The organism is Bradyrhizobium sp. Bra78, from assembly GCF_024519855.1.
In the GTDB taxonomy this organism is placed as follows: Bacteria; Pseudomonadota; Alphaproteobacteria; order Rhizobiales; family Xanthobacteraceae; genus Bradyrhizobium; species Bradyrhizobium japonicum_G.
Map to the genome: position 1 here is coordinate 1 of NZ_JALJRE010000022.1, position 21,934 is coordinate 21,934.

The following is a 21,934-nucleotide window of genomic DNA, read 5'->3' on the forward strand; positions in this document are numbered from 1 at the left end:
GGGAGGCCAGAACGAACTCGGCTCCCGGGAGAGCACGGCATAAGCCGTCCAACCATCGCGCAGGGAAGGCCGAGTGATTGGCTACACCTGTATGCTGCTGTGCGGTTTTCTCTGCGTGTGCTTTTCGCGCAGCGGACCGCGGGTGCCAGCCGGCACCCGGCCTTCCCTGCGCCCTCTTGGCTTAAAGAGGGTGGAGAAACGAAGCAAAGCTCGGGCGAATTGTGCCGCGAGGATGCGAAGCCGTGCCTGCAAGTCGAAATGCGTATCGGAGGAACGCGATGCCGCCCCTTGCTCCGTCATTGCGAGCGCAGCGACTCGTCCGCCGTGGCGATGTCGAGAGATCGAGCGTCTCCCTCACTCTCGTGCCCCGGACGCAGCGCAGCGTTCCCGTCGATGCGCAGCTTCGTCCGGTGCGGTGCGCTGCTGAGCCGGGGCCCATGTCTCCGCATTCCGCCATGCAACTTCCGGGTCCCGGCTCTGAGCGGCAACGCTTCGCGTTGCAGCGCGTCCGGGAGACGGGAGTGGGCAATGACGATGTGGGACGAATTCGGCTACCACCGATAGCTCAACGTGCCGATCACCTGGCGCCGCTCGCCGGCATAGCAATAACCGGCCTGGCAAGTCTGGTACTGCTTGTCGAACAGATTGGTCGCGTTCACGCGCATATAGGCGCCCTGGAATCTCCGGTCGAGCTTGCCGACATCGTAATCGATCACGGCATCGAACAATGTCTTCGCCGCATTCTCGAACGTATTCTGGTCGTCGCCGAAATTGGCGCCGATGTAGCGCGCACCGAGGCCCAGTCCCAGTCCTTCGAAAGGCGTGCCGGACTGGAACGTGTATTTGCCGAACGTCGCAAACGAGTCCCTCGGGATGCCGGAATACTGATTGCCCGTGGTATCGGCATTGCCTCGCGTGATCACGACGTTGATATGGGTGTAGGCAGCGGTGAAATCGAAGCCTGGCTTGAGTGTCAGCCCGGCCTCGAGCTCCAGTCCCTTGGACTCGATCTGTCCGGTTGCGGCCTGGAATGCAATGTTGTCGGGATTGGTGCGCAGAACATTGTCCTGCTTGATGTCGAACACGGCGGCCGTCAACAGCAGCGGAACGTTCGGCATCTGATACTTGATGCCCGCTTCGGTCTGCTCGCCGGTGGTGGGCTTGAACGTGGCCCCTGTCACGTCGACGCCGGTTTGCGGGCTGAACGACGTGGCATAGCTGACATAGGGCGCAATTCCGTTGTCGAAGAGATAGCTCAGGCCCGCGCGGCCAATGAAGGCCGAAGGTTTCTGGGTCTCCGGCGTTCCGTCCAGCGTCGTCGTCGTGCTCTGCGAGACCCAGCTCTGACGACCATTGAGCGTCAGAATGAAGCCCCCGAACTTGGCTTGCTCCTGCACGTAGACTCCGACTTCGTCGGTCGACTGCTTGGTGAAGATCGAGAATGGCGGCGAGGATATCGCCTGGGCGCCGTAGTTCATGGTCAGGAGATTGAGATCTGGCGCCGGCCCGTACCCGATCTTGTCGTCGTAATGCTGGTGACTGTAGTCCAGGCCGAACAGGACGGTGTTCCTGACCGCGCCAAGCATGAACTTGGCCTCGGCCTGATTGTCGAGGGTCGCCGTCTTGAGATTGTCCACGATGCGCCAGGCCGAACGCGACGCGGTCTGGGTCGTGGTGTCGAGAGAATCGATCTGGGTGTATTTCGCGTCCACGCCGACCTGATAGAACCGGAAATTCTGCCGTACCGTCCAGGTGTCGTTGACGTTGTGCTCGAACGCATAACCAATGCGGAACTGCTTCTGGTCCATGGCACTGAACGCCGGATCGTTCGAATAGATGTTGGTCAGCTTCCCGTCGGCCGTGCGCGCGTTTCCGATGCTCGCGGCAGTGCGGCTGGTCTGATATTCTCCGAGGATCGTGAACGCCGTATCGAGGTTCGGCTTCCAGGTCAGGGCCGGCGCAATATAGGCCCGGTCGTCGTCATTGCCGGGAAACCAGGTTCTTGCGTCGCGCAGCAAGCCCGTGAGCCGGTAGTACAGTTGATCGCTGCCGGGAACCGGTCCGCCGACGTCGAAACTGCCCTGGTAGCGATCGCAATTGCCCGCCTGCAACTGCACCTCGCCGAACGCAGTCATTGGTGGCCGCTTCGTCGTGACGTCGACGATGCCGCCCGGAGAGCCAAGGCCATAAAGGCCCGAGGCCGGTCCCCGGAGAATCGTCACGCTGTCGAGCCCATAGGGCTCGATCTTGGGGATCACGAAGTTGCCGCCGCCCTGACGCAGGCCGTCGCGATAGATGCCGGTGTAGGTCGCGTCGAAACCGCGAATGTAGAAGCTGTCGAAGCGTGGATCGTAGCCGAAGGCCGAGGTCGTGACGCCGGGCGTGTAGTTGATGGCGTCCTTCAGCGTCTGAACGTTGCGATCCTCCAGCTCCTTTTTGGTCACGACCGTGAGAGACTGTGGCGTTTCGATCAACGGCGTGTTGGTCTTGGTGCCGGCGGAGCTGCTGGTCGCGACATAACCGGTTGTCGCTCCGGCTGTGACGAGTCCAGTCGCCTGTGGGGTCCGATTCTGATTGGCCGCCACGTTGTTGCGCCGGCTCGCCGAAACAGGACGCAAAGACCACGTACGCTGATTGGATGCGACGTTGCTGCGCTTTTTCGCTGGGTCCGGCGCTTCGACGGTGACCGGCGGCAGGTTGCTGGTCTGGGCCTGTGCCTGGGAAGACAATGCTTCGACAGCTACGAATGCGATCGAACCCAACATCGTCGCCTCGATCGCAGCTGTCGTTCCAAGCCAACGATGTTTCCTCTCCGACAAAGCCATGCCCACGGATGATGCTTCCCAATTTCGCCGAACTGATATCGCGCGAACGCGCTGCTGCATGCAGACGCGCGTCGATCGATGCGGAGTTCTATTGGTGAAGCAGTCGGAATTCCACACGCGCAAAATGGAATTGCTTGAAGCTGCGTGTGAGCGATTTTGGAATGATTCAAGATGCGTGTGGAATAGGCGAGATGTTCGCGCGAGTTTTCGTTCGACGACCAAATCAAGCCGCGTGCGGCAGATGCGCGTACGGCCTCTCCGTTCGCGCGATCTTGGCGCTCCGATCGATGGAGTTGCCGAATGTGGCGGGGCGTTGTCGGTCGTCTCGCTTATCGAGGCGATCGCCGAGCATGTCGCAAGCCGGTCACCAGGAAATCGGGATTCGCTGCGCAAATCCGCCGAGATCGGTGTCGGGACTCAGAGGCTGGCGGTCGAGCGGCCGGTTGTTGTTGCCACGGGCGAAGGAGGTGCCTGGCGGCAACGCGTAGTCGGTGAATTTGCGCTCGCCCGGCAGCACCTCGGTCCCGCCATCCAGCCAGGACCGTTTGCTCACATAGATACGGGTGCCCGGACCGGACTGGTACGAACGGTTGGGGCCGCGCGGACCGTAGTCATAGACCGCGCCTTGTGGCGTCTGTTGTCGGTCGCGCTTGCCTGCCGTCGCGGCATGAGCGGAGAGGGTCGAGGCGAAGATGGCGACCAGCGCCGTTCCGGTCATGACAAGCGCGTTCATCGGCAAATACCCCATGCGAGTTCCTGATGCCGTCGCCTCTCGCACCCGCCTGGAGGTCTGTAAAGAATTCGGATGTTGCGCGATGTTTCCGGACGCCTGCGTGGGCGGGCCCCATGCGGGGCAGCTTCGACGTCGGCCATTCGCCGCCGACAGCGCGCGTGGTCGTCGCGGCCGCGACGCCCGCGCGGCCGCTCACCCCATCAAATTCAACGACCGGAAACAGTGCAGCAATCTCAAAGCCACACCGCGGCCACAGCCGTTTCGTTTCAGAGCAGGTGAGTGTTCTTGAGGTGTGGAATGTCGTTTTTGCGGACCTGGCTGATCGTTGTGGTGATGTGCGGCGTAACGATTGCAAGCTCACTTCCGCTTGCCCTGTTGCCGCAACCGGCCGCCGCGCAGGCGGCGGAGGCGATCGTGGTCGAAGGTAACCGCCGCGTCGAGGCCGAGACGGTTCGCTCCTACTTCAGGCCGGGCGCAGGCGGCCGCCTCGATCAGCCCGCGATCGATGAGGGTCTCAAGGCGCTGGTCGGGACCGGCCTGTTTCAGGACGTGAAGATCAGCCAGGCCGGCGGCCATCTCGTGGTGTCGGTGGTGGAAAATGCCGTGATCGGGCGCATTGCCTTCGAGGGCAACAAGAAGATCAAGGACGAGCAGCTCTCGGCCGAAATCCAGTCCAAGCCGCGCGGGACTTTCTCGCGGGCCCTGGTGCAGTCGGACACGCTGCGCATCGCCGAGATCTACCGCCGTTCGGGCCGCTACGACGTGCGCGTCACGCCTGAAATCATCGAGCAGCCGAGCAATCGCGTCGACCTCATCTTCACGGTCGAGGAAGGCGTCAAGACCGGCGTCAAATCGGTCGAGTTCATCGGCAACAGCGCCTACTCGGCTTCGCGCCTGCGCGACGTGATCAAGACGCATGAGAGCAATCTGCTCAGCTTCCTCGGCAACAACGACATCTATGATCCCGACCGCGTCGAAGCCGACCGCGACCTGCTCCGCCGCTTCTATCTCAAGAACGGCTTTGCCGACGTCCAGGTCGTGGCCGCGCTCGCCGAATACGATCCGGAGAAGAAGGGCTTTCTCGTCACCTTCAAGATCGAGGAAGGCTCCCAGTACCGCGTCGGCAGCGTCGACTTCCGTTCCAGCATTCCGAACTTCGATCCCAGCTCGCTGCGGAGTTTTTCCCGCGTCAACGTCGGCTCGCTCTACAACGTCGAATCGGTCGAGAAGTCTACCGAAGAGATGCAGGTGGAGGCCTCGCGCCGCGGTTATGCCTTCGCCGTGGTTCGTCCCGGCGGCGACCGCAACTTCGAGGCGCACACCGTGTCGGTCGTGTTCAACGTCGACGAGGGCCCGCGCACCTATATCGAGCGCATCAACCTTCGCGGCAACACCCGCACGCGCGACTACGTCATCCGTCGCGAATTCGACATCTCCGAGGGCGACGCCTACAACCGCGCCCTGGTCGACCGTGCCGAGCGGCGCCTGAAGAACCTCGACTACTTCAAGAGCGCGAAGATCGTCACCGAGCCGGGCTCGTCGAGCGACCGCGTGATCCTGATCGTCGACATGGAAGAGAAATCGACCGGTGACTTCTCAGTCTCCGGCGGTTACTCCACGACCGACGGCGCGCTGGCCGAAGTCTCGATTTCCGAACGCAACCTGTTCGGCAAGGGGCTCTACGCCAAGGCGTCGGTCAGCTATGGCCAGTATTCGCGCGGCATATCGCTGTCGTTCGTCGAGCCGTATCTGCTCGATTACCGCCTTGCACTCGGAATGGATGTCACCTGGCGCCAGCAATTGTCGAACAGCTACACCAGCTACGGCGTGACGACGCTAGGATTCTCGCCGCGCCTGGGCTTTGCGCTGCGCGAAGATCTCTCGCTCCAGCTGCGCTACTCGCTCTACCAGCAGAGCATCACGCTCGCCAGCGCCTATAACAACTGCAACAACAACGCGGCCAACTCGTCGCTGGCGTACAACCCGACACCGGCCTACATCAAGAACGTCCTCGGCGGCGTGGACCCGACCAATTCCACGGATTCTGGCGTCTACGGATACGGTTGCTACGGCGACGGCGAGTCGAGCCTGCCGGTCCGAAAGGAGCTGGCGAACGGCCGGACCTGGACCTCGGCGCTCGGCTACACGCTGACCTACAACACGCTCGACAACACCAAGAACCCGACCGACGGTCTGCTGATCGATTTCAAACAAGACTTCGCGGGGGTCGGCGGCGACGTGACCTATCTGAAGACTGCGATGGACGCCAAGTACTACACGCCGCTGGTCTCCGAGATCGTCAGCGTGATCCACTTCCAGGGCGGCATCCTCAGCAAGCTCGGCGACCAGGACTTGCGCATGCTGGATCACTTCCAGATGGGGCCGAACCTCGTGCGCGGCTTTGCCTCAAACGGCATAGGTCCGCGCGACATCACCTACGCAAGCCTAGGTGTCAGCGGCGATGCCCTCGGCGGCACGAAATATTGGGGCGCGTCGATGGAACTGCAGATGCCGTTCTGGTTCCTGCCCAAGGAGGTCGGCCTGAAGGGCGCGGTCTACGCCGATGCCGGCTCGCTCTGGGGTTATCAGGGGCCGACGTCCTGGACGGCCACCGGCGAGGTCAACACCAAGGCCTGCCCGACCTGCGGATTGCAATATGACGACGGCAACACGGTGCGATCGTCGGTCGGCGTCGGCCTGATCTGGGCCTCGCCGTTCGGGCCGCTGCGCTTCGACTATGCCGTGCCGATCACGAAGGGCAAATACGATACCGTCCAGGAATTCAGGTTCGGCGGCGGCACGTCGTTCTGATCAGGGAATGGCGGGCTGCGTCTCGGTCAGCGGTATCCAGCCGGATTCATCGCGCTGGAACAGCGGGCAGCCGTATACCGCCCGAACCTGGAAGGGCACGGACAGCATTGCGGTCGCGGCCTCCCAGCGATTGGTTTGCTTCATCGCAACGACCATGCCGGCAATGTCGGCGCCAATTCGCTGCAACAGACGCACGGCTGCGATCGCGGTTGCGCCGGTCGAGATCGCATCATCGCGCCTGTGTCGCCATATGGTCCGCCAGCGCTGCGACAACGCGATTTGAGGCCTGGTTCGCGATGAGCGAAGCGACGGCGCGATCGCCATCGGGAAGCTGACGCAGGGGCAGGACGAGGATGCTGCCGCACGGCAGTGTCAAGGGATAGCCGAAGCGATAGAGTGACGTCGCCGGGAAGCGTGCGGGGATCTCCCGCGTCAGATCCTGCCAATAGCCGGTCGTAGGCTCCGTATAAGGTTCACTCGCGGTCATGACCCTCGCACACAGATTGGATCCGCCAGCCCGTCAGTATCCGCCGGCAGGCGTCCACGAACACCTGCGCGCCGGTGACGATATCGGCGTCGGCGGTGTTCTCGGTCCAGTGATGGCTGATGCCGCCGATCGACGGCACGAACAGCATGCCCGCGGGCATGATCGTCGCGAGCATCTGCGCATCGTGGCCGGCGCCACTGGGCATGCGAACGGATCGTCCGCCGGCCAGGGCCTTGCTGGCGGCTTCGATCGCATCCTGGATACCCGCGTTCATCATGGCGGGCGCGCCGGTACGGAGTTTCTCCACGGTGACGGTGCAGGGGCCCTGCGCGCTGACATCGGCCGCCATGGCCTTCAGCAACCCCTCCAGCCGCGCAATGACGGTCGGATCGTCGTCGCGGATCTGGAACAGCATCTCTGCCCCGCCGGGGATGATGCTGGGCGCGCCCGGATCGAGCGTGATGCGACCGGTGGTCCAGACAGTGCGCGGACCGCACGCGGCCGGGAAGCGCTCGTCGATCGCAACGCAGAATTTGGCCAGCGCTAGCCCGGCATCCTTGCGCGCCGCCATGCGCGTGGTGCCGGCGTGGTTCTGCGCGCCGACAAAATTGATCTGGTATTGCCAAATGCCGACGATGGAGGTCACGACGCCGACCGCAAGGCCTTCGCTCTCAAGCGTGTCGCCCTGCTCGATATGTGCCTCCAGATATCCGACGTGACGGCCCGGCTCGGCGTTGGTGCGCGGTCGTCCTGCGAGCCCCATGTCGGCGAGCGCCGCGCGCATGGTGCGACCGCTGGTGCGGTCGCGGGCGGCGTCGATGTCGGCTTCGGTCACCTGCCCGACGTAGGAGCGCGAGCCGAGGAAGTGCCCAAAATGTCCTTCCTCGTCGCACCAGGCGGCGACCTCGACGGCGCCATTGAGCGAAGCATCGGCATTGAGCGCGCGGGCGGCCTCAAGTGCATAGACGACACCGAGCGGGCCATCGAGCCAGCCGGCGTAATTCTGGCTTTCCAGGTGCGAGCCCGCCAGCAGCTTCGGTCCGGCCTTCGCGCTGGTGCCGAAGACGTTGCCGATCCCGTCGATCGCGGCCGCGAGGCCGGCCTCGGGCAGCTTGTGTACCAGCCAGTCCAGCGATTGCTTGTGCGGTTCGGAGAAGGTCGGCTTGTGCACGCCGGTCTTGTAGGCGCCGATGGCGCGGAGGGCATTGAGATCGGCAAGAACCCGCATCCCGTTTGCGCGCGGAAAAGTGTCAGGCATGTTCGGCAACCTTCAACGCCTCGGTACGGATCTCCTCGACCAGCCGTTCCTTGAGCTGGACGAATTCGGCTGTGGTCTTGATCTTGTAGGAGCGCGGATGCGGCAGGTCCACATTGATCTCGGCCTTGATCCGACCGGGACGGGCGCTCATGACGATGACGCGGCTGCCGAGGAAGATCGCTTCCTCGATGTCGTGGGTGACGAACAGCACGGTCTTCTGGTCGCGCTCCCAGATCCCCAGCAGCATCTCCTGCATCAGGGCGCGGGTCTGGTTGTCGAGCGCGCCGAAGGGCTCGTCGAGCAGCAGGATCTTCGGATCGTTGGCGAGCGCGCGGGCGATTGCGGTGCGCTGCTGCATGCCGCCGGAGAGCTGCTTTGGCCAGTGGTTCTCGAAGCCGGACAATCCGACCTGGCGGATGAAGGCGTCAGCGATCTTGTTCCGCTGGTCCTGCGGCACGCCGCGCTCGCGCAGGCCGAAGGCGATGTTCTCGCGCACGGTCAGCCAGGGGAACAGCGTGTAGGACTGGAACACCATGCCGCGATCGGCGCCCGGGCCGGTCACCTCGCGACCGTCGAGCACCACACGGCCGCCGGTCGGACGATCGAGGCCGGCAACGATGCGCAGCAGCGTGGACTTGCCGCAGCCGGAGGGGCCGAGGATGGTGACGAAGTCGTTATTGCCGATGGTGAGATCTGTCGGCTCCAGCGCCCTGGTCGGCGCGTTGCCGTGGCGCGCGGGGAAGGTCCGCGAGACCTGCTCGATCTTGAGCGTGGTCATGCCAGCCTCCACGGAAACAGCCAGGCGTTGAACGCCTTGAACAGGAAGTCCGAGAGCAGGCCGATCAGCCCTATCACGATGATGCCGAAGATGATCTGGCCGGTGTTGAGTAGCGCCTGGCTGTCGGTGATCATGTGGCCGATGCCCGAGGACGAGCCGATCAGCTCGGCGACGATGACATAGGTCCAGGCCCAGCCCAGCACCAGCCGCAGGATTTCCGCGATCTCGGGCGCGGAGGAGGGCAGCAGCACGCGGCGGATGATGCCGCGGTCGTTGGCCCCCAGCGTATAGGCCGCCTCGACCAGATCGCGCCGGGTGGTACCCACGGTGACCGCGACCATCAGAATGACCTGGAACACCGACCCGATGAAGATGACGAGCAGTTTCTGCAACTCGCCGATGCCGGCCCACAGGATCAGGAGTGGGATAAAGGCCGAGGCGGGCAAATAGCGCGCGAAGGAAACAAAGGGTTCGAGAAAGGCTTCGACCGGCTTGTAGGCACCCATCAACACGCCGAGCGGCACCGCGATGATCGCGGCGAGCACAAATCCGCCGACGACGCGCCAGATCGTCATGCCGATGTCGAACAGGAAGCCCTGCTTGGTGATCAGGTCGACGCCTTCCTGCACCATGGTCAGCGGGTTGGCGAGGAACACTTTCGACACATGGCCGCCGAAGGTCGCCCACGACCAGAGGGCGACGAACACCGCGAAGAACGCAAGCCCATAGGCAACGCGCTGCTTCGACGTCACGGGATCCAGGGGACGCATCAAGGGTCTATCCGGGCGGTGAACAGATTTGCCGGCCCCGTCGCGGGACGAGGCCGGCGGCTTCTTGCAGATCTACTTGATGTAGCTCGCGTCGAAGAGGTCCTCGACCTTCGGCGCGGCCTTGATGATGCCGATCTCGAGCAGGAGGTCGGCTGCTTCCTTGTTAAAGGTCAGGAAGTCGCCGGCGAAGAACTTTTGGTTCGCGGCCTTGTCCTGCCAGCGCAGATACTTTGCCGAGTTGCCGAAAGCCTCGCCGGTCTGCTTCACGTCGGCGCCCATGATCTCATAGGCCTTGACCTGATCCTTGGCGATCATGTCGAGGGCCTCGAAATAGCTGTCGGCGAGCGCCTTGGCCGCCTTGGGATTCTCGGTGAGGAATTTCGGCGTGCAGCCGAACGTGTCCATGACCATCGGATAGTCGAGCGTGGTCGCGATGATCTTGCCCTTGTCGGGCGCGGCACGAACCGTGGAGAGATACGGCTCATAGGTCATGGCGGCATCGTTCTGGCCGGACACGAAGGCCTGCGCTGCAGCCGCCGGCTCAAGGTTCACGACAGTGACGTCCTTCACCGACAAGCCATTCTTCTTCAGCATCCAGGCCAGCGCGAAATAGGGCGAGGTGCCGGGCGCGGAGGCCGCAACCGTCTTGCCTTTCAGGTCTTTGATCGCGGCGAGATCGTTGCGCACCGCCATGCCGTCGGCACCATAGCTCTTGTCGAGCTGGAAGATCTGCTTGGTCGCAACGCCATTGGCGTTCCAGGAAATCCAGGTCTCGACCGTCGTCGCCGCGCACTGGACGTCGCCGGAGGCGATCGCGAGGTGGCGGTCCTTCTGCGGGATCTTCTTGATGGTGACGTCGAGGCCGTTCTTCTTGAAGATGCCGGCTTCTTTTGCCAGCGTCAGCGGCGCAAAGCCGGTCCATCCGGAGATGCCGACACCTACCTTGACGTCGTCGGCGAGCACCGGAGTGGAAGCCGCGAGGGCAATGATTGTCGCAAAAACTTTCGAACTACGCATGATTGTCGTCCTCTTGCCGATCGATGGATTGACGTCCTGTTGATCATTGTCGGTCCCAATGGACCATTGCCCGAATCGTTGCACGATTTGTGCCGACATATCCTCTCAGCCTCCCTTGAATCGGGCGACAAGGCGGTGAGAGTCACCGGGATAAAGTAGCCGCACCGCGGTGATGGTGCGTGCGCTGCGCCAGGTATAGCGATCGATCACCAGGCAGGGTGCGCCGACGGCGATGTCGAGCGCTTCCGCCGTGCGATCATCCGCGACGATGGCGCTGATCGTATGCTCGGCTTCCGTCCATGGGACATGATGAAGCAGCCACGAGCCGGGCGGCTCGCGCGAGAAATCCGCGGTCGCGGCATCCGGCACCGACGACAAATCGATCAGCCTGTCCTCGACGGCAAATGGCACCTTATCCGCACTGTGCCGGCAGGTGATCGCAACCACCTTGTCGGCCTTCCTGACGCCGAGACGCTCGCGGTCGGCAGCGGTCGCAGTGCGGAGCTTGCGGCCGATCAGTTCGTAGCCGTAGCCGCGGCCGAGCGCGGTAATCTCGGCGCGAATGTCGGCGATCTTGAGCACGGCAGACTGGTGTTGCGGCCGGCGGACGAAAGAGCCCGCGCGCCGCCGCCGCTCGATCAGGTCGGCTTGCGCGAGCTCAGACAATGCCTTGTTCACGGTCATGCGCGAGCAGCCGTAGCGCGCGACCAGTTCGTGCTCGAACGGGATGCGATGTCCAGGCGGCCACTCGCCGGTCAGGATGCGCTTCTCGATGTCGGCCCGGATCCGCTTGTAGAGCGTCGGCTGGTCCGGAGCAGCAGTGGCGAGACTCATGCAATGAGCCTCCGCACCGATGTGTTGAAGCCTTCGCGCGCCCTCTGTCGTAGTCTGTGCCCGCCAGCTTCAACGACCTTGTGGCCGCCGGCCCAGACGCAATCGATCGCGCCGCTGCCCGCCGCAAAGATCCAGCCGTCGATGGCCGCATCGCGCGCACGCCCGGCCAGCGACGGATGATCTATGTCGAGCGTAACGATGTCGGCGCATGCACCGGGCATAAGTCCGACCGTCCCTTGTGCCAATGCCTGCGCACCACCAGCGAGCGCATGATCGAACAGCGTGCGTCCTGTCGAGCGGCCCGCTCCGGCGGAGAGCACGTTGCGCTCGCGGTGCTTGAGCCGCTGACCGTATTCGAGCTGACGCAACTCGTCGGCGAGGCCCACGAGCACATTGGAATCGGTACCTACGCCGAAGGCGCCGCCGGCATCGAGGAAGTCGCGCGCCGGAAAGATGCCGTCGCCGAGGCTCGCCTCGGTGATGGGGCAGAGGCCGGCGACCGCGCCTGTCTTGGCGAAGGCGGCCACTTCCTCATTGGTGGTGTGGGTCGCGTGGATGAGGCACCAGCGTTGATCGACGGGCGCATGTTCCAGGAGCCATTGCACCGGCCGCCGTCCCGACCAGGCCAGGCAATCCTCGACCTCTTTCACCTGCTCGGCGGCATGAATGTGCACGGGCCCGCCGTCTGCGAGCGGAATGATGGCTGCAAGCTCCTCCGGCGTCACCGCGCGCAAACTGTGCGGGGCGATGCCGATATTCGCGCCCGGCAATGCTGCGATCGCCTTGCGCGATGCGCTCATCAAATCGGCGAATTGATCGACCGAGCAGATGAAACGGCGCTGGCCGTCATGCGCCGCCGCGCCGCCGAACGAGCCATGCGCATAGAAACTCGGCAGCAGGGTCAGCCCAATGCCCGACGATTCGGCGGCCTGCGCGATGCGCGCGGCCATCTCGCCGAGGTCCGCGTAGTGCGAGCCGTCGCGATCATGATGCAGATAATGGAACTCGCCGACGCGGGTAAAGCCCTGCTCCAGCATCTCGACATATAGCAGTGTCGCGACGGCGACGACGTCATCCGGCGTCATCGCCAGCGCGAAACGGTACATCGTCTCGCGCCAGGTCCAGAAGGTGTCGGTGCTGTCGCCGCGCAGCTCCGCAAGTCCCGCCATGCCGCGCTGGAATGCGTGGCTGTGCAGGCTCGCCAATCCCGGCAGCGCGATTTCGTGGCGCTCGTCGCCGGCGGACGGCGCCACGCCCGGCGTCACCTCGGCAATCGCGCCGGCGGTGATCACCACCTGCACGTCATTGGCCCAGCCCGAAGGCAGGAGCGCGGAGGCGAAATGCAGTCGTGTCATGTTTCCATGCCGGCTGGACAGAACCGCCCCACGATTATATGTCTAGACATATAAGTCAAGCATCCCAGGGCGCACGGATAGCCGCGGAAGGGACGATTGCATGGCAGAACGTTTCGACCGGATCTGGCATAATGCCCGCCTCGCCACGATGCGGGCCGACCGTCCCGATCTCGGCGAGATCGAGCGCGGCGTCATCGCCACGCGCGGCGGCCACATCGTCCATGCCGGCGCAAAAGCTGACTTTCCGGCGGATGCGGACGCGATCGAGTGGATCGATTGCGAGGGGCGCTGGATCACGCCGGGCCTCGTCGATTGTCACACCCATCTCGTCTATGGCGGCAATCGCGCGCATGAATTCGAACTGCGCCTGAAGGGCGCGAGCTACGAGGAGGTCGCGCGCGCCGGCGGCGGCATCGTCTCGACGGTAGCCGCGACGCGCAAGGCAAGCGAGGCCGAGCTCGTGGCAGGCGCGCTGCCGCGGCTCGATGCGTTGATCGGCGAGGGCGCCACCACGGTCGAGGTCAAGTCCGGCTATGGTCTCGATGCCGGGACCGAGATCAGGCAGCTGGCGGCCGCGCGCAGCCTCGGCCGACAGCGGCCGGTTGCGATCCGTACGTCCTTTCTCGGCGCACATGCGCTGCCGGTCGAAGCAGAGGGTGATAAGGATCATTACATCGATCTGGTCTGCAACGAGATGCTGCCCGCGGTGGCAAAGGCCGGTCTCGCCGATGCCGTCGACGCCTTCATGGAGGGCATCGCTTTTTCAGGCGAGCAGACCGCGCGGGTCTTCGAGACGGCGAGGGGACTTGGGCTGCCGGTCAAGCTTCACGCCGACCAGCTGTCGAATCTCGGCGGTGCTGCGCTTGCTGCAAAATTCTCGGCGCTTTCGGCCGATCATCTCGAGCACACGGACGAGGCCGGCGTTGCCGCGATGGCGAAGGCCGGCACGGTGGCTGTGCTGCTGCCCGGCGCCTTCTACTTCATCCGCGAGACGCAGAAGCCGCCAATCGAAGCGTTCCGCAAGCACGGCGTGCCTATGGCGCTGGCAACCGACTGCAATCCCGGCAGCTCACCGATGACCTCGCTCCTGCTCGGGATGAACATGGGCGCGACGCTGTTCCGGATGACAGTCGCCGAATGCCTCGCTGGTGTCACCCGCGAAGGCGCGCGTGCTCTTGGCGTGCTCCAGGAGACCGGCACGCTGGAAGCCAGCAAATGGTGCGACCTCGCGATCTGGGACATCGAGCGGCCCGCCGAGCTGGTCTATCGCATCGGCTTCAATCCGCTGCATCGCCGGGTGTGGAGGGGACAGTGACGGAGCAGGACGCAGCGGTCGTCGTCAAGCCTGGAGCGGTCAGCCTCGACGAACTCGTGCGCGTGCTGGAGGGCGCGCCCGTCGTGCTCGATGCCTCGTTCTGGCCGCGCGTCGAGGCGGCTGCGGCGATCGTCGCGAAGGCCGCTCAGGCCGCAGCGCCTGTCTACGGAATCAATACCGGCTTCGGGAAGCTGGCCTCGAAGCGGATTCCGCCCGATCAGACCGCGCTGCTTCAGCGCAATCTCATCGTCTCGCATTGCTGCGGCGTCGGTCCGGCGACGCCGCAGCCGATCGTTCGGCTGATGATGGCGCTGAAGATCGTCTCGCTCGGGCGTGGTGCCTCCGGCGTCCGCCGCGAGGTGATCGAGCAGTTGCAGGACATGCTGGCGCGGCGCGTCTCGCCGCTGGTGCCGCAGCAGGGTTCGGTCGGCGCCTCCGGCGATCTCGCGCCGCTTGCGCACATGACGGCGGTGATGATCGGTGAAGGGCAGGCGATCGTCGATGGCAGGACAGTATCGGGCAGCGAAGCGCTCACCGCCGCCGGCCTCGCGCCGCTGACGCTCGGCCCCAAGGAGGGGCTCGCGCTGATCAACGGAACGCAGTTCTCGACCGCCTATGCCATGGCCGGCGGGCTGCGCGCATTTCGCCTGGCGCGCGCGGCGCTCGTCACCGGCGCGCTGTCCGTGGACGCGGCAATGGCCTCGACAGCCCCGTTCCGTCCGGAAATTCAGGCGCTGCGCGGCCATGCCGGGCAGATCGCGGCGGCGGCAGCCCTGATGGCGCTGCTCGACGGCAGCGACATCCGCCTGTCGCATCTCGAAGGCGACGAGCGCGTGCAGGATCCCTATTGCCTGCGCTGCCAGCCACAGGTCGCCGGTGCCGCTCTCGATCTGATCACGCAGGCCGCGCGCACGCTGATCGTCGAGGCCAATGCCGTCACCGACAATCCGCTCGTCCTGGTCGAGACCGGTGAGATCGTCTCGGGCGGCAATTTCCACGCAGAGCCGGTGGCGTTTGCGGCCGATACAATTGCGCTTGCGCTGTCGGAAATTGGCGCGATCAGCGAACGGCGGATCGCGACGCTGGTCGATCCCGCGCTCAATTTTGGCCTGCCGCCATTCCTGACGCCTGATCCCGGCATCAATTCCGGCTTCATGATCGCCGAGGTGACGGCGGCCGCGCTCTATGCCGAGAACAAGCAGCGCGCGGCGGCCTGCTCGATCGACTCGACGCCGACGAGCGCCAATCAGGAAGACCACGTCTCGATGGCCGCGCATGCTGCACGGCGCCTGTCGGACATGGCCGACAATCTCGCCGCCATCCTCGGCATCGAGCTTCTGGTCGCCGCCCAAGGCATCACGCTGCGCGCGCCGCACGCGACCAGCGCGCCGCTAGTCGCCGTCATTGCCGCGCTTCGCGAACATGTGCCGGCGCTCGGTGCCGATCGGTACATGGCCGGGGATCTCGCCAAGGCCGCCGCGCTCGTCGAGGCCGATGCGCTGCCGGCCGTGGCACTCACGGCGCTTCCGACCGATCCGTTCCCGAAGCTTGACTGAAGAGGTTTCCGCATGAACCGCCGACTGGACAATGACCGCACCATCCGCGCGCCCCGCGGCAGCGAGATCAGCGCCAAGAGCTGGCTGACGGAAGCGCCCTTGCGCATGCTGATGAACAATCTCGATCCTGATGTGGCGGAACGTCCGAGCGAGCTCGTCGTCTACGGCGGCATCGGCCGCGCCGCCCGCGACTGGGAGAGTTTCGACCGGATCGTCGCCTCGCTGCGCGAGCTCGAAGGCGACCAGACGCTGCTGGTCCAGTCCGGCAAGCCGGTCGGCGTCTTCCGCACCCATGCGGATGCGCCGCGCGTGCTGATCGCGAATTCGAATCTCGTGCCGCATTGGGCGACGCTCGACCATTTCAACGAGCTCGATCGCAAGGGCCTGATGATGTTCGGCCAGATGACTGCGGGCTCGTGGATATATATCGGCAGCCAGGGCATCGTGCAGGGCACTTACGAGACTTTTGTCGAGGTCGGCCGACGCCACTACGGCGGCAGCCTCGCCGGCAAATGGATTCTCACCGCTGGCCTTGGCGGCATGGGCGGCGCGCAGCCGCTGGCCGCGACCATGGCCGGCGCCTCGATGCTCGCGGTCGAATGCCAGCCGAGCCGCATCGAGATGCGGCTGCGCACGGGCTATCTCGATCGGCAGGCTGCGACACTCGACGAGGCGCTCGCGATCATGGCCGAGGCGGCGAAGACCAGGAAAGCGGTCTCGGTCGGCCTGCTCGGCAATGCCGCGGAGATTTTCCCCGAACTGGTCCGGCGCGGCGTCAAGCCGGACATCGTCACCGACCAGACCAGCGCGCACGACCCGATCAACGGGTATCTGCCGAAGGGCTGGACGCTCGCCGATTGGGAAAACAAGCGTGCCTTCGATCCGAAGGCGGTGGAGCGTGCCTCAAAAACTTCGATGGTCGAGCACGTCCAGGCCATGCTGGATTTCCACGCGCAGGGTATCCCGACGTTGGACTACGGCAACAACATCCGCCAGATGGCGCTGGACATGGGCCTGAAGAACGCCTTCGATTTTCCGGGCTTCGTTCCCGCCTATATTCGTCCCCTGTTCTGCCGCGGCGTCGGGCCGTTCCGCTGGGCCGCGCTGTCGGGCGATCCCGAGGACATCTTCAAGACCGATGCCAAAGTGAAAGAGCTGATGCCTGATGACAAGCATCTGCACAACTGGCTCGACATGGCCAGGGAGCGCATCAAGTTCCAGGGCCTGCCCGCGCGGATCTGCTGGGTCGGTCTTGGCGATCGTCATCGCCTTGGCCTTGCCTTCAACGAGATGGTCGCGCGCGGCGAATTGAAAGCGCCGATCGTGATCGGCCGCGATCATCTCGACAGCGGCTCGGTGGCGAGCCCGAACCGTGAGACCGAGGCGATGAAAGACGGATCGGACGCGGTGTCCGATTGGCCGCTGCTCAACGCGCTGCTCAATTGCGCCAGCGGCGCGACCTGGGTCTCGCTGCACCATGGCGGTGGCGTCGGCATCGGTTATTCCCAGCATGCCGGCATGGTGATCGTCGCCGATGGCACGCCGGAGGCCGCAAAGCGGATCGAGCGCGTGCTCTGGAATGATCCAGCCAGCGGCGTCATGCGCCATGCGGACGCCGGCTACGAGACCGCGATCGACTGCGCCCGTGACAAGGGTCTCGATCTGCCGAGCCTGACGAAGTAGCGCGCCCGTTCCTGGCCTCAGGCCACGACCTTTGCAGCAGGCGTCCCGGCGCCGTCGAGGGGCGCAATATACTATCGCATGGCCAACGGTCCGAGCCGCCGTGCTCGCACACCTCTCCTCGTCGAGGCAAGGTGTGCGCCTTCCCGATGAATGCTATTTCTTCTCCAGCGCCGCCGTCTGCTTGGCGAGCTGCTTGTCGAAAGTCTCCGACAGGCCGGTGGCGTAGGTTGCGAGCTCGCCGGGCTTGACGAACGGGTTCGGCGCACCATCCTTCATCTCGGCGCGTTTGGCCTGCATGCCATAGACTTCCGGATGCGGCCCGAGCAGCACGTCGATCTTCATCGCCTTGACCTTGGCGAAGGTCGTGCGGTAGTCGTCGACGATGCTGGCATAGGTCGGCTGGCCGACCAGCCGGTTCAGCGCCACCGTGCCGCTGCAGAAGAACAGCACCTCGCGGTCCTGGCCACCGTCCTTGACGGTCATTTCCCAGCTGGTGCAGCCCGGGGAATGGCCGGGCGTTGCATGTGCCGTCAGCGTGGTGTCGCCGAGCGTGACCTTGTCGCCTTCGTTGACGGCGCGATCGACCTTCACCGCCGGGAAGGCGAGGTCCTCGTTCTTCTCGTCGCCTGGATAATAGCCGCCTTCGAGCAGAGGCCTGTCGCGCTCGCCCGCGATGAGCTGCGCCCCGGTCTCCTTCTTGATCTCAGCAAAGCCGCCGGTGTGGTCGAGATGCGCGTGCGTGTTCAGGATGATTTTGATGTCGGCGACCTTGAACCCGAGCTTTGCGATGTTGTCCTTGATCATTCCGGTCGACTGGGGCATCGCCGTGTCCATCAGGATTAGGCCCTGTGAGGTCTTGATGACGTAGACGGCGATGCCGTCGGTGCCGACATAGTAGATGTTGTCGATCAGCTGGAACGGGTCGAACGGCGCCGTCCATTTCTTCATGGCTACCGCCAGGAAGTCCTTGATGGTTTGCGCCTGCGCGCCGGTTGCCGATAGCGCCAATGCGCATAGCGCGGCCGTGAGCTTTCTCATGGTTTCCTCCAAAAGTGTTCTTGTCGTTTTGACCGGCCGTGGTTCGACCGGGGCGCAAGCTACGTCGCGCGAGGTTCGGCAGCAACGCCCCACATGTCCGGAAAAGTTCACGGCATGCGCGGAATAACGGTGCCTCTACGATTTGAGCATGGCGGCCATTGCGGCCACTCAGCCGGTTGGCGTTTGACCGCGGGCAGGCGGCTGGCCATAGTTTGCGCCAAAGGCGAGCCAAGGAAGACTCGTCAGCACCGGGAAGCCTGGAGCATCGCGCGCATCATCACCGAGGAAAAGAAGGATCAGGCGAGAGCGGCCTGGCGCTCCCGTATCGGTTCGCGGGCCCGCTCGAGCTTCGCGGGCCCGGCGAGGTGGGTGAAGCTGCGATGGCTCGCCTGCGCGGGAGCCTCGACGATGACGCCCTCGCAGACGATCTGCCCGCCGAGCATCCTGAATTCGAGCTTGTCGTAGCGCGGCATGGTCTCGCCGGGCGCGGGCGGCAGCAGCCCGACGCTGCCCTGGATGTTCAGCGTGGCATCGCCTGCGCCGTGAAGCCGCGGATTCCACATTCTGATCCCGGTCTCCGCCCAGCGCTGCCGGATCAGCGCGGCGCGGTCGGCGGGTTCTGCGGTTCTCGCGCGAGCTTTCGGCGCACTGCGAATCTCGGGAGCGGAAGACTCAAGGACCGGCTCCGGCACGATATTCGTGATGACGTCCGGCGTGTCGGCAGAAGAGTTCTCCGTGGTGGCAGCGACCGGCGCAAGATCATTTGCGGGGACCGGTTCGATCTCTGCTGCGACGAGGGGGGACGGGGAACCATCGACACTGTCTGCACCGTGCCCGATCGGAGAGACCTCGCTGCCTGCATGCGCGACACGCGAGTGATCGACGACGATGGGCTCGACATCCACGACGACGTCGGAGGAGAGATCGTCGTTGACGGTGACAACGGGAGCATCGTCCACTGCGTGTTCGAGGTCGATCAACGAGACCGGTGCCTCCTCCGCGACGACGGGGGCAACGCATGTCGAGAGTTCCACAGGCGGATCGTTGCTTGTGGGTTCAGTGGCTTCGACCGGCGTGACAGACAGCTTTTCCGCGACGACCCTCTCGACCTCTGTCGGTGTCTCCACGGATGAATCGCCGCTGACGCTGAATTGGATTGGCGCTGCCGACGGGATCTCCGCGACGAGAGAGATCGCAGTGCCGTCCTCGGCAACCGGAGTCACGATCGTAATGTCGGCAACGATGGCGGGCGAATCGCCTGCCGCGATCTGCCCGGTGTCGATGCTGCCGCCGTGCGGCAACGGCCGTAGCTTCGTGAACGCCCATTTCACCGCAGGGATGCGGCGCAGCAACGATATCAGTCTCGAAAGCACTGGCAGTTGTCCAAGAGGTACTCGGGCGTGAGGCAATCGCTGATTCGCCAACAATACAAAAAACTGCCCCGGCCGTCACACTGATGTCAATGTAGGTGGGACCAATTGCAGAACATCGACGCCTACATCGCGCGCAGGCTTGTCTTCTCCCGTGCGACTGCGACCACGGTGCAGTGCCGCCGACGCGAATGACCTTGTGACAACTTGCGCGCGGGGCGGACGTTCCTGGTAAGGGAGCGTCGCGAGGATCATGACCAGGCGCGTTGCGGCGAATGTCGGGGTTTCCCGCACGCCTCTGTCGACGATAGGGTTTGGAACATCGGGCATCTGGGGTAAGGACGAGGCATGAATAGGATAATCACCCTCGGGGCGGTTCTGCTCTGGTCTACGATCGCATCCGCGCAGGATCGCACCATCACCGTGGCCTCGACGACGTCGACGGAACAGTCGGGCCTGTTCGGCTACCTGCTGCCGCTGTTCTCGAAAGCCGGGGGCATCGATGTGAAGGTGGTTGCCGTCGGCACCGGCCAGGCGCTAGACATCGGGCGGCGTGGTGACGCCGACGTGGTGTTCGTTCATGACAGGCCGGCCGAAGACAAGTTCATGTCCGAAGGGCATGGCGTGAAGCGCTTCGACGTCATGTACAACGACTTCATCATTGTCGGGCCGAAGAGCGATCCTGCAAAGATCGCCGGCGGCAAGGATGTTGCCGAGGCGTTGCGCAAGATCGCGGCGGCGAAGGCGACGTTCATCTCGCGGGGGGACAAATCCGGCACGCATGCTGCCGAGCTGAGGCTGTGGAAGGAGGCTGGTGTCGACCTCGGTGCGGGCAAGGACGGCTGGTATCGCGAGATCGGCCAGGGCATGGGGCCGGCACTGAACATGGCGTCGTCGTCGAATGCCTATCTCCTGTCGGATCGCGGCACCTGGCTGTCATTCAAGAATCGAGGCGAGCTTGCCGTCCTGACCGAGGGCGACAAGCGGCTGTTCAACCAGTACGGGGTCATGCTGGTGAATCCCGCGAAGCATTCGAACGTGAAGGCGCAGGACGGGCAGGCTTTCATCGACTGGCTGGTCTCGCCGAAGGGGCAGGAGGCGATCGCCGGCTACAAGGTCGGCGGCGAGCAGCTATTTTTCCCCAACGCGTCCCACTAGCAGGAAGGCGACGGTCGACACGGCAACGCTGAGCGCGAGCAGGATCAATCCGAGCCCCAGCGCCAGCGGCAGGTCCCCCTTGCTGGTCTCCAGAGCGATCGCGGTCGTCATCGTGCGCGTGAAGCCGCGGATGTTGCCGCCGACGATGATGATGGCGCCGACCTCGGCGATCGCGCGCCCGAAGGCTGCGAGAAAGGCCGTCAGCAGCGAGGTCCGGCCCAGCGCGAGCAGCAGCGCCATGCTGCGCAGCGTCGACAGTCCGTCGATCCGCGCCAGGTCGCCATACTCCGCCCACAGCAGGCTCGCCGGCCGGTGCACCAGCGCCACCACGATTGGTGTGGCGAGCAGCGTCTGCGCGATCGCCATGGCCGCCGGCGTGAACAACAGCCCGGCTGCCCCGAGCGGGCCTGACCGCGTCAGCAGAAGATAAAGCGCAAGCCCGACCACCACGGGCGGAAGACCAAGCAGGGCATTGGTCAGCACGATGATGACCTGCCGCCCGCGAAAACGAGCGATCGCAAGCAGGGCCCCGAACGGCGCGCCGATCAAGAGCGCGACGATGCTAGCGGTCAGGCTGACGCGGACCGACAGCCCGACGATGCCCAGAAGCTCGGCGTCGGCCTCGCCAATCAGCGTGAAGGCGGCAGCGATGGAGCGTGCGAAGTCGTTCATCCGTGTCTGAACGTCGGCGCCCGCCAGACCATCTTGGGGGCGTCGATTTCGGGACTGCGGAGATGTTTCACGTCTAATTCCTTGCGGGTATCCTGGTGCAAAGCGGCGGTGCGGTCGCATTCCGCAGGCCCTTTGCGGCTCCGCCTGCCTTCCCTGCAGCAGGCCAATCACAGAATACTCGCGTGGCGCGGTTTGGAAACCGAATTTAGCCGGAAATCAGAGTCCGCAGAGGGCAGCGTCCGGCTTGCGCCTCAGCGCTCGACGCTGGCCGATG

General features: G+C 64.4%; 18 protein-coding genes. 5 read left to right on the top strand and 13 right to left on the bottom strand.

Annotated elements, in window-relative coordinates:
• Nucleotides 1-551: 551 nt before the first annotated feature.
• Both OC450_RS32570 and OC450_RS32575 read right to left on the bottom strand, forming a co-directional pair.
• Entirely contained in the window at nt 552-2,765 is a 2,214-nt protein-coding gene (locus tag OC450_RS32570; protein WP_262049382.1) for a TonB-dependent siderophore receptor, read from the bottom strand.
• Nucleotides 2,766-3,189: 424 nt separating this feature from the next.
• A complete protein-coding gene (locus tag OC450_RS32575; protein ID WP_249128837.1) occupies nt 3,190-3,558 on the bottom strand; it encodes a hypothetical protein in 369 nt (122 codons plus the stop codon).
• Nucleotides 3,559-3,891: 333 nt separating this feature from the next.
• Here OC450_RS32575 and bamA point away from each other — a divergent pair, with 333 nt between their 5' ends.
• The gene (bamA, locus tag OC450_RS32580; RefSeq protein ID WP_410050533.1) at nt 3,892-6,369 is read left to right on the top strand and encodes an outer membrane protein assembly factor BamA; all 2,478 of its coding nucleotides are present in this window, start codon (nt 3,892-3,894) and stop codon (nt 6,367-6,369) included.
• Here bamA and OC450_RS32585 read toward each other — a convergent pair whose 3' ends face one another.
• From OC450_RS32585 to OC450_RS32620, 8 genes are all read right to left on the bottom strand, one after another.
• On the bottom strand, nt 6,370-6,564 hold the full coding sequence (locus OC450_RS32585; RefSeq protein ID WP_262049384.1) for a hypothetical protein: 195 nt from the start codon (nt 6,562-6,564) through the stop codon (nt 6,370-6,372). It lies immediately after the preceding gene.
• A gap of 34 nt (nt 6,565-6,598) precedes the next feature.
• Complete coding sequence (locus OC450_RS32590) at nt 6,599-6,856, bottom strand: hypothetical protein (protein WP_256809166.1); 258 nt, start codon at nt 6,854-6,856, stop codon at nt 6,599-6,601.
• Entirely contained in the window at nt 6,843-8,114 is a 1,272-nt protein-coding gene (locus tag OC450_RS32595; RefSeq protein ID WP_262049385.1) for a Zn-dependent hydrolase, read from the bottom strand. The genes OC450_RS32590 and OC450_RS32595 overlap by 14 nt, the downstream gene beginning before the upstream one ends.
• Nucleotides 8,107-8,892, bottom strand: coding sequence for an ABC transporter ATP-binding protein (locus OC450_RS32600; protein WP_211387037.1), 786 nt, complete (start codon nt 8,890-8,892; stop codon nt 8,107-8,109). The genes OC450_RS32595 and OC450_RS32600 overlap by 8 nt, the downstream gene beginning before the upstream one ends.
• Nucleotides 8,889-9,662: an ABC transporter permease gene (locus tag OC450_RS32605; protein WP_211387115.1), complete on the bottom strand. Its 774-nt coding sequence runs from the start codon at nt 9,660-9,662 to the stop codon at nt 8,889-8,891. Before OC450_RS32605 ends, OC450_RS32600 begins: the two co-directional genes overlap by 4 nt.
• Before the next feature lie 72 nt (nt 9,663-9,734).
• Complete coding sequence (locus OC450_RS32610) at nt 9,735-10,679, bottom strand: ABC transporter substrate-binding protein (RefSeq protein ID WP_256809167.1); 945 nt, start codon at nt 10,677-10,679, stop codon at nt 9,735-9,737.
• Nucleotides 10,680-10,784: 105 nt separating this feature from the next.
• Nucleotides 10,785-11,513, bottom strand: coding sequence for a histidine utilization repressor (hutC, locus tag OC450_RS32615; protein WP_262049386.1), 729 nt, complete (start codon nt 11,511-11,513; stop codon nt 10,785-10,787).
• Nucleotides 11,510-12,868: a formimidoylglutamate deiminase gene (locus OC450_RS32620; protein WP_262049387.1), complete on the bottom strand. Its 1,359-nt coding sequence runs from the start codon at nt 12,866-12,868 to the stop codon at nt 11,510-11,512. The genes hutC and OC450_RS32620 overlap by 4 nt, the downstream gene beginning before the upstream one ends.
• 100 nt (nt 12,869-12,968) lie before the next feature.
• On the opposite strand from OC450_RS32620, the gene hutI reads away from it, so the two are divergent.
• Genes hutI through hutU form a run of 3 tightly spaced genes read left to right on the top strand, consistent with a single transcriptional unit; the run spans nt 12,969 to nt 17,422 of the window.
• The gene (gene hutI, locus OC450_RS32625; protein ID WP_262049388.1) at nt 12,969-14,183 is read left to right on the top strand and encodes an imidazolonepropionase; all 1,215 of its coding nucleotides are present in this window, start codon (nt 12,969-12,971) and stop codon (nt 14,181-14,183) included.
• Nucleotides 14,180-15,739 (top strand): histidine ammonia-lyase, encoded by a 1,560-nt coding sequence (gene hutH / locus OC450_RS32630; RefSeq protein WP_211387042.1) that lies wholly within the window; start codon nt 14,180-14,182, stop codon nt 15,737-15,739. Before hutI ends, hutH begins: the two co-directional genes overlap by 4 nt.
• 12 nt (nt 15,740-15,751) lie before the next feature.
• Entirely contained in the window at nt 15,752-17,422 is a 1,671-nt protein-coding gene (gene hutU / locus OC450_RS32635; RefSeq protein WP_262049389.1) for a urocanate hydratase, read from the top strand.
• A 153-nt stretch (nt 17,423-17,575) separates the two neighbouring features.
• On the opposite strand, the gene blaBJP is transcribed toward hutU, so the two are convergent.
• A complete protein-coding gene (gene blaBJP, locus OC450_RS32640) occupies nt 17,576-18,460 on the bottom strand; it encodes a BJP family subclass B3 metallo-beta-lactamase (protein ID WP_262049390.1) in 885 nt (294 codons plus the stop codon).
• 296 nt (nt 18,461-18,756) lie between these two features.
• A complete protein-coding gene (locus OC450_RS32645) occupies nt 18,757-19,812 on the bottom strand; it encodes a hypothetical protein (RefSeq protein WP_262049391.1) in 1,056 nt (351 codons plus the stop codon).
• 366 nt (nt 19,813-20,178) lie between these two features.
• On the opposite strand from OC450_RS32645, the gene OC450_RS32650 reads away from it, so the two are divergent.
• Nucleotides 20,179-20,988, top strand: a complete 810-nt coding sequence (locus tag OC450_RS32650; RefSeq protein ID WP_211387046.1) for an extracellular solute-binding protein — start codon at nt 20,179-20,181, stop codon at nt 20,986-20,988.
• Here the strand turns inward: OC450_RS32650 and OC450_RS32655 are convergent.
• A complete protein-coding gene (locus tag OC450_RS32655) occupies nt 20,962-21,660 on the bottom strand; it encodes an ABC transporter permease (protein ID WP_256809177.1) in 699 nt (232 codons plus the stop codon). The genes OC450_RS32650 and OC450_RS32655 overlap by 27 nt on opposite strands.
• Nucleotides 21,661-21,934 lie beyond the last annotated feature (274 nt).

Excerpts from the sequence above, each read along its gene's own strand:
- OC450_RS32570 (WP_262049382.1), bottom strand. The coding sequence starts at position 2,765 with ATGTTGGGTTCGATCGCATTCGTAGCTGTCGAAGCATTGTCTTCCCAG.
- OC450_RS32575 (WP_249128837.1), bottom strand. The coding sequence starts at position 3,558 with ATGAACGCGCTTGTCATGACCGGAACGGCGCTGGTCGCCATCTTCGCC.
- bamA (WP_410050533.1), top strand. The coding sequence starts at position 3,892 with ATGTGCGGCGTAACGATTGCAAGCTCACTTCCGCTTGCCCTGTTGCCG.
- OC450_RS32590 (WP_256809166.1), bottom strand. The coding sequence starts at position 6,856 with ATGACCGCGAGTGAACCTTATACGGAGCCTACGACCGGCTATTGGCAG.
- OC450_RS32595 (WP_262049385.1), bottom strand. The coding sequence starts at position 8,114 with ATGCCTGACACTTTTCCGCGCGCAAACGGGATGCGGGTTCTTGCCGAT.
- OC450_RS32600 (WP_211387037.1), bottom strand. The coding sequence starts at position 8,892 with ATGACCACGCTCAAGATCGAGCAGGTCTCGCGGACCTTCCCCGCGCGC.
- OC450_RS32605 (WP_211387115.1), bottom strand. The coding sequence starts at position 9,662 with ATGCGTCCCCTGGATCCCGTGACGTCGAAGCAGCGCGTTGCCTATGGG.
- OC450_RS32610 (WP_256809167.1), bottom strand. The coding sequence starts at position 10,679 with ATGCGTAGTTCGAAAGTTTTTGCGACAATCATTGCCCTCGCGGCTTCC.
- hutC (WP_262049386.1), bottom strand. The coding sequence starts at position 11,513 with ATGAGTCTCGCCACTGCTGCTCCGGACCAGCCGACGCTCTACAAGCGG.
- OC450_RS32620 (WP_262049387.1), bottom strand. The coding sequence starts at position 12,868 with ATGACACGACTGCATTTCGCCTCCGCGCTCCTGCCTTCGGGCTGGGCC.
- hutI (WP_262049388.1), top strand. The coding sequence starts at position 12,969 with ATGGCAGAACGTTTCGACCGGATCTGGCATAATGCCCGCCTCGCCACG.
- hutU (WP_262049389.1), top strand. The coding sequence starts at position 15,752 with ATGAACCGCCGACTGGACAATGACCGCACCATCCGCGCGCCCCGCGGC.
- blaBJP (WP_262049390.1), bottom strand. The coding sequence starts at position 18,460 with ATGAGAAAGCTCACGGCCGCGCTATGCGCATTGGCGCTATCGGCAACC.
- OC450_RS32650 (WP_211387046.1), top strand. The coding sequence starts at position 20,179 with ATGAATAGGATAATCACCCTCGGGGCGGTTCTGCTCTGGTCTACGATC.
- OC450_RS32655 (WP_256809177.1), bottom strand. The coding sequence starts at position 21,660 with ATGAACGACTTCGCACGCTCCATCGCTGCCGCCTTCACGCTGATTGGC.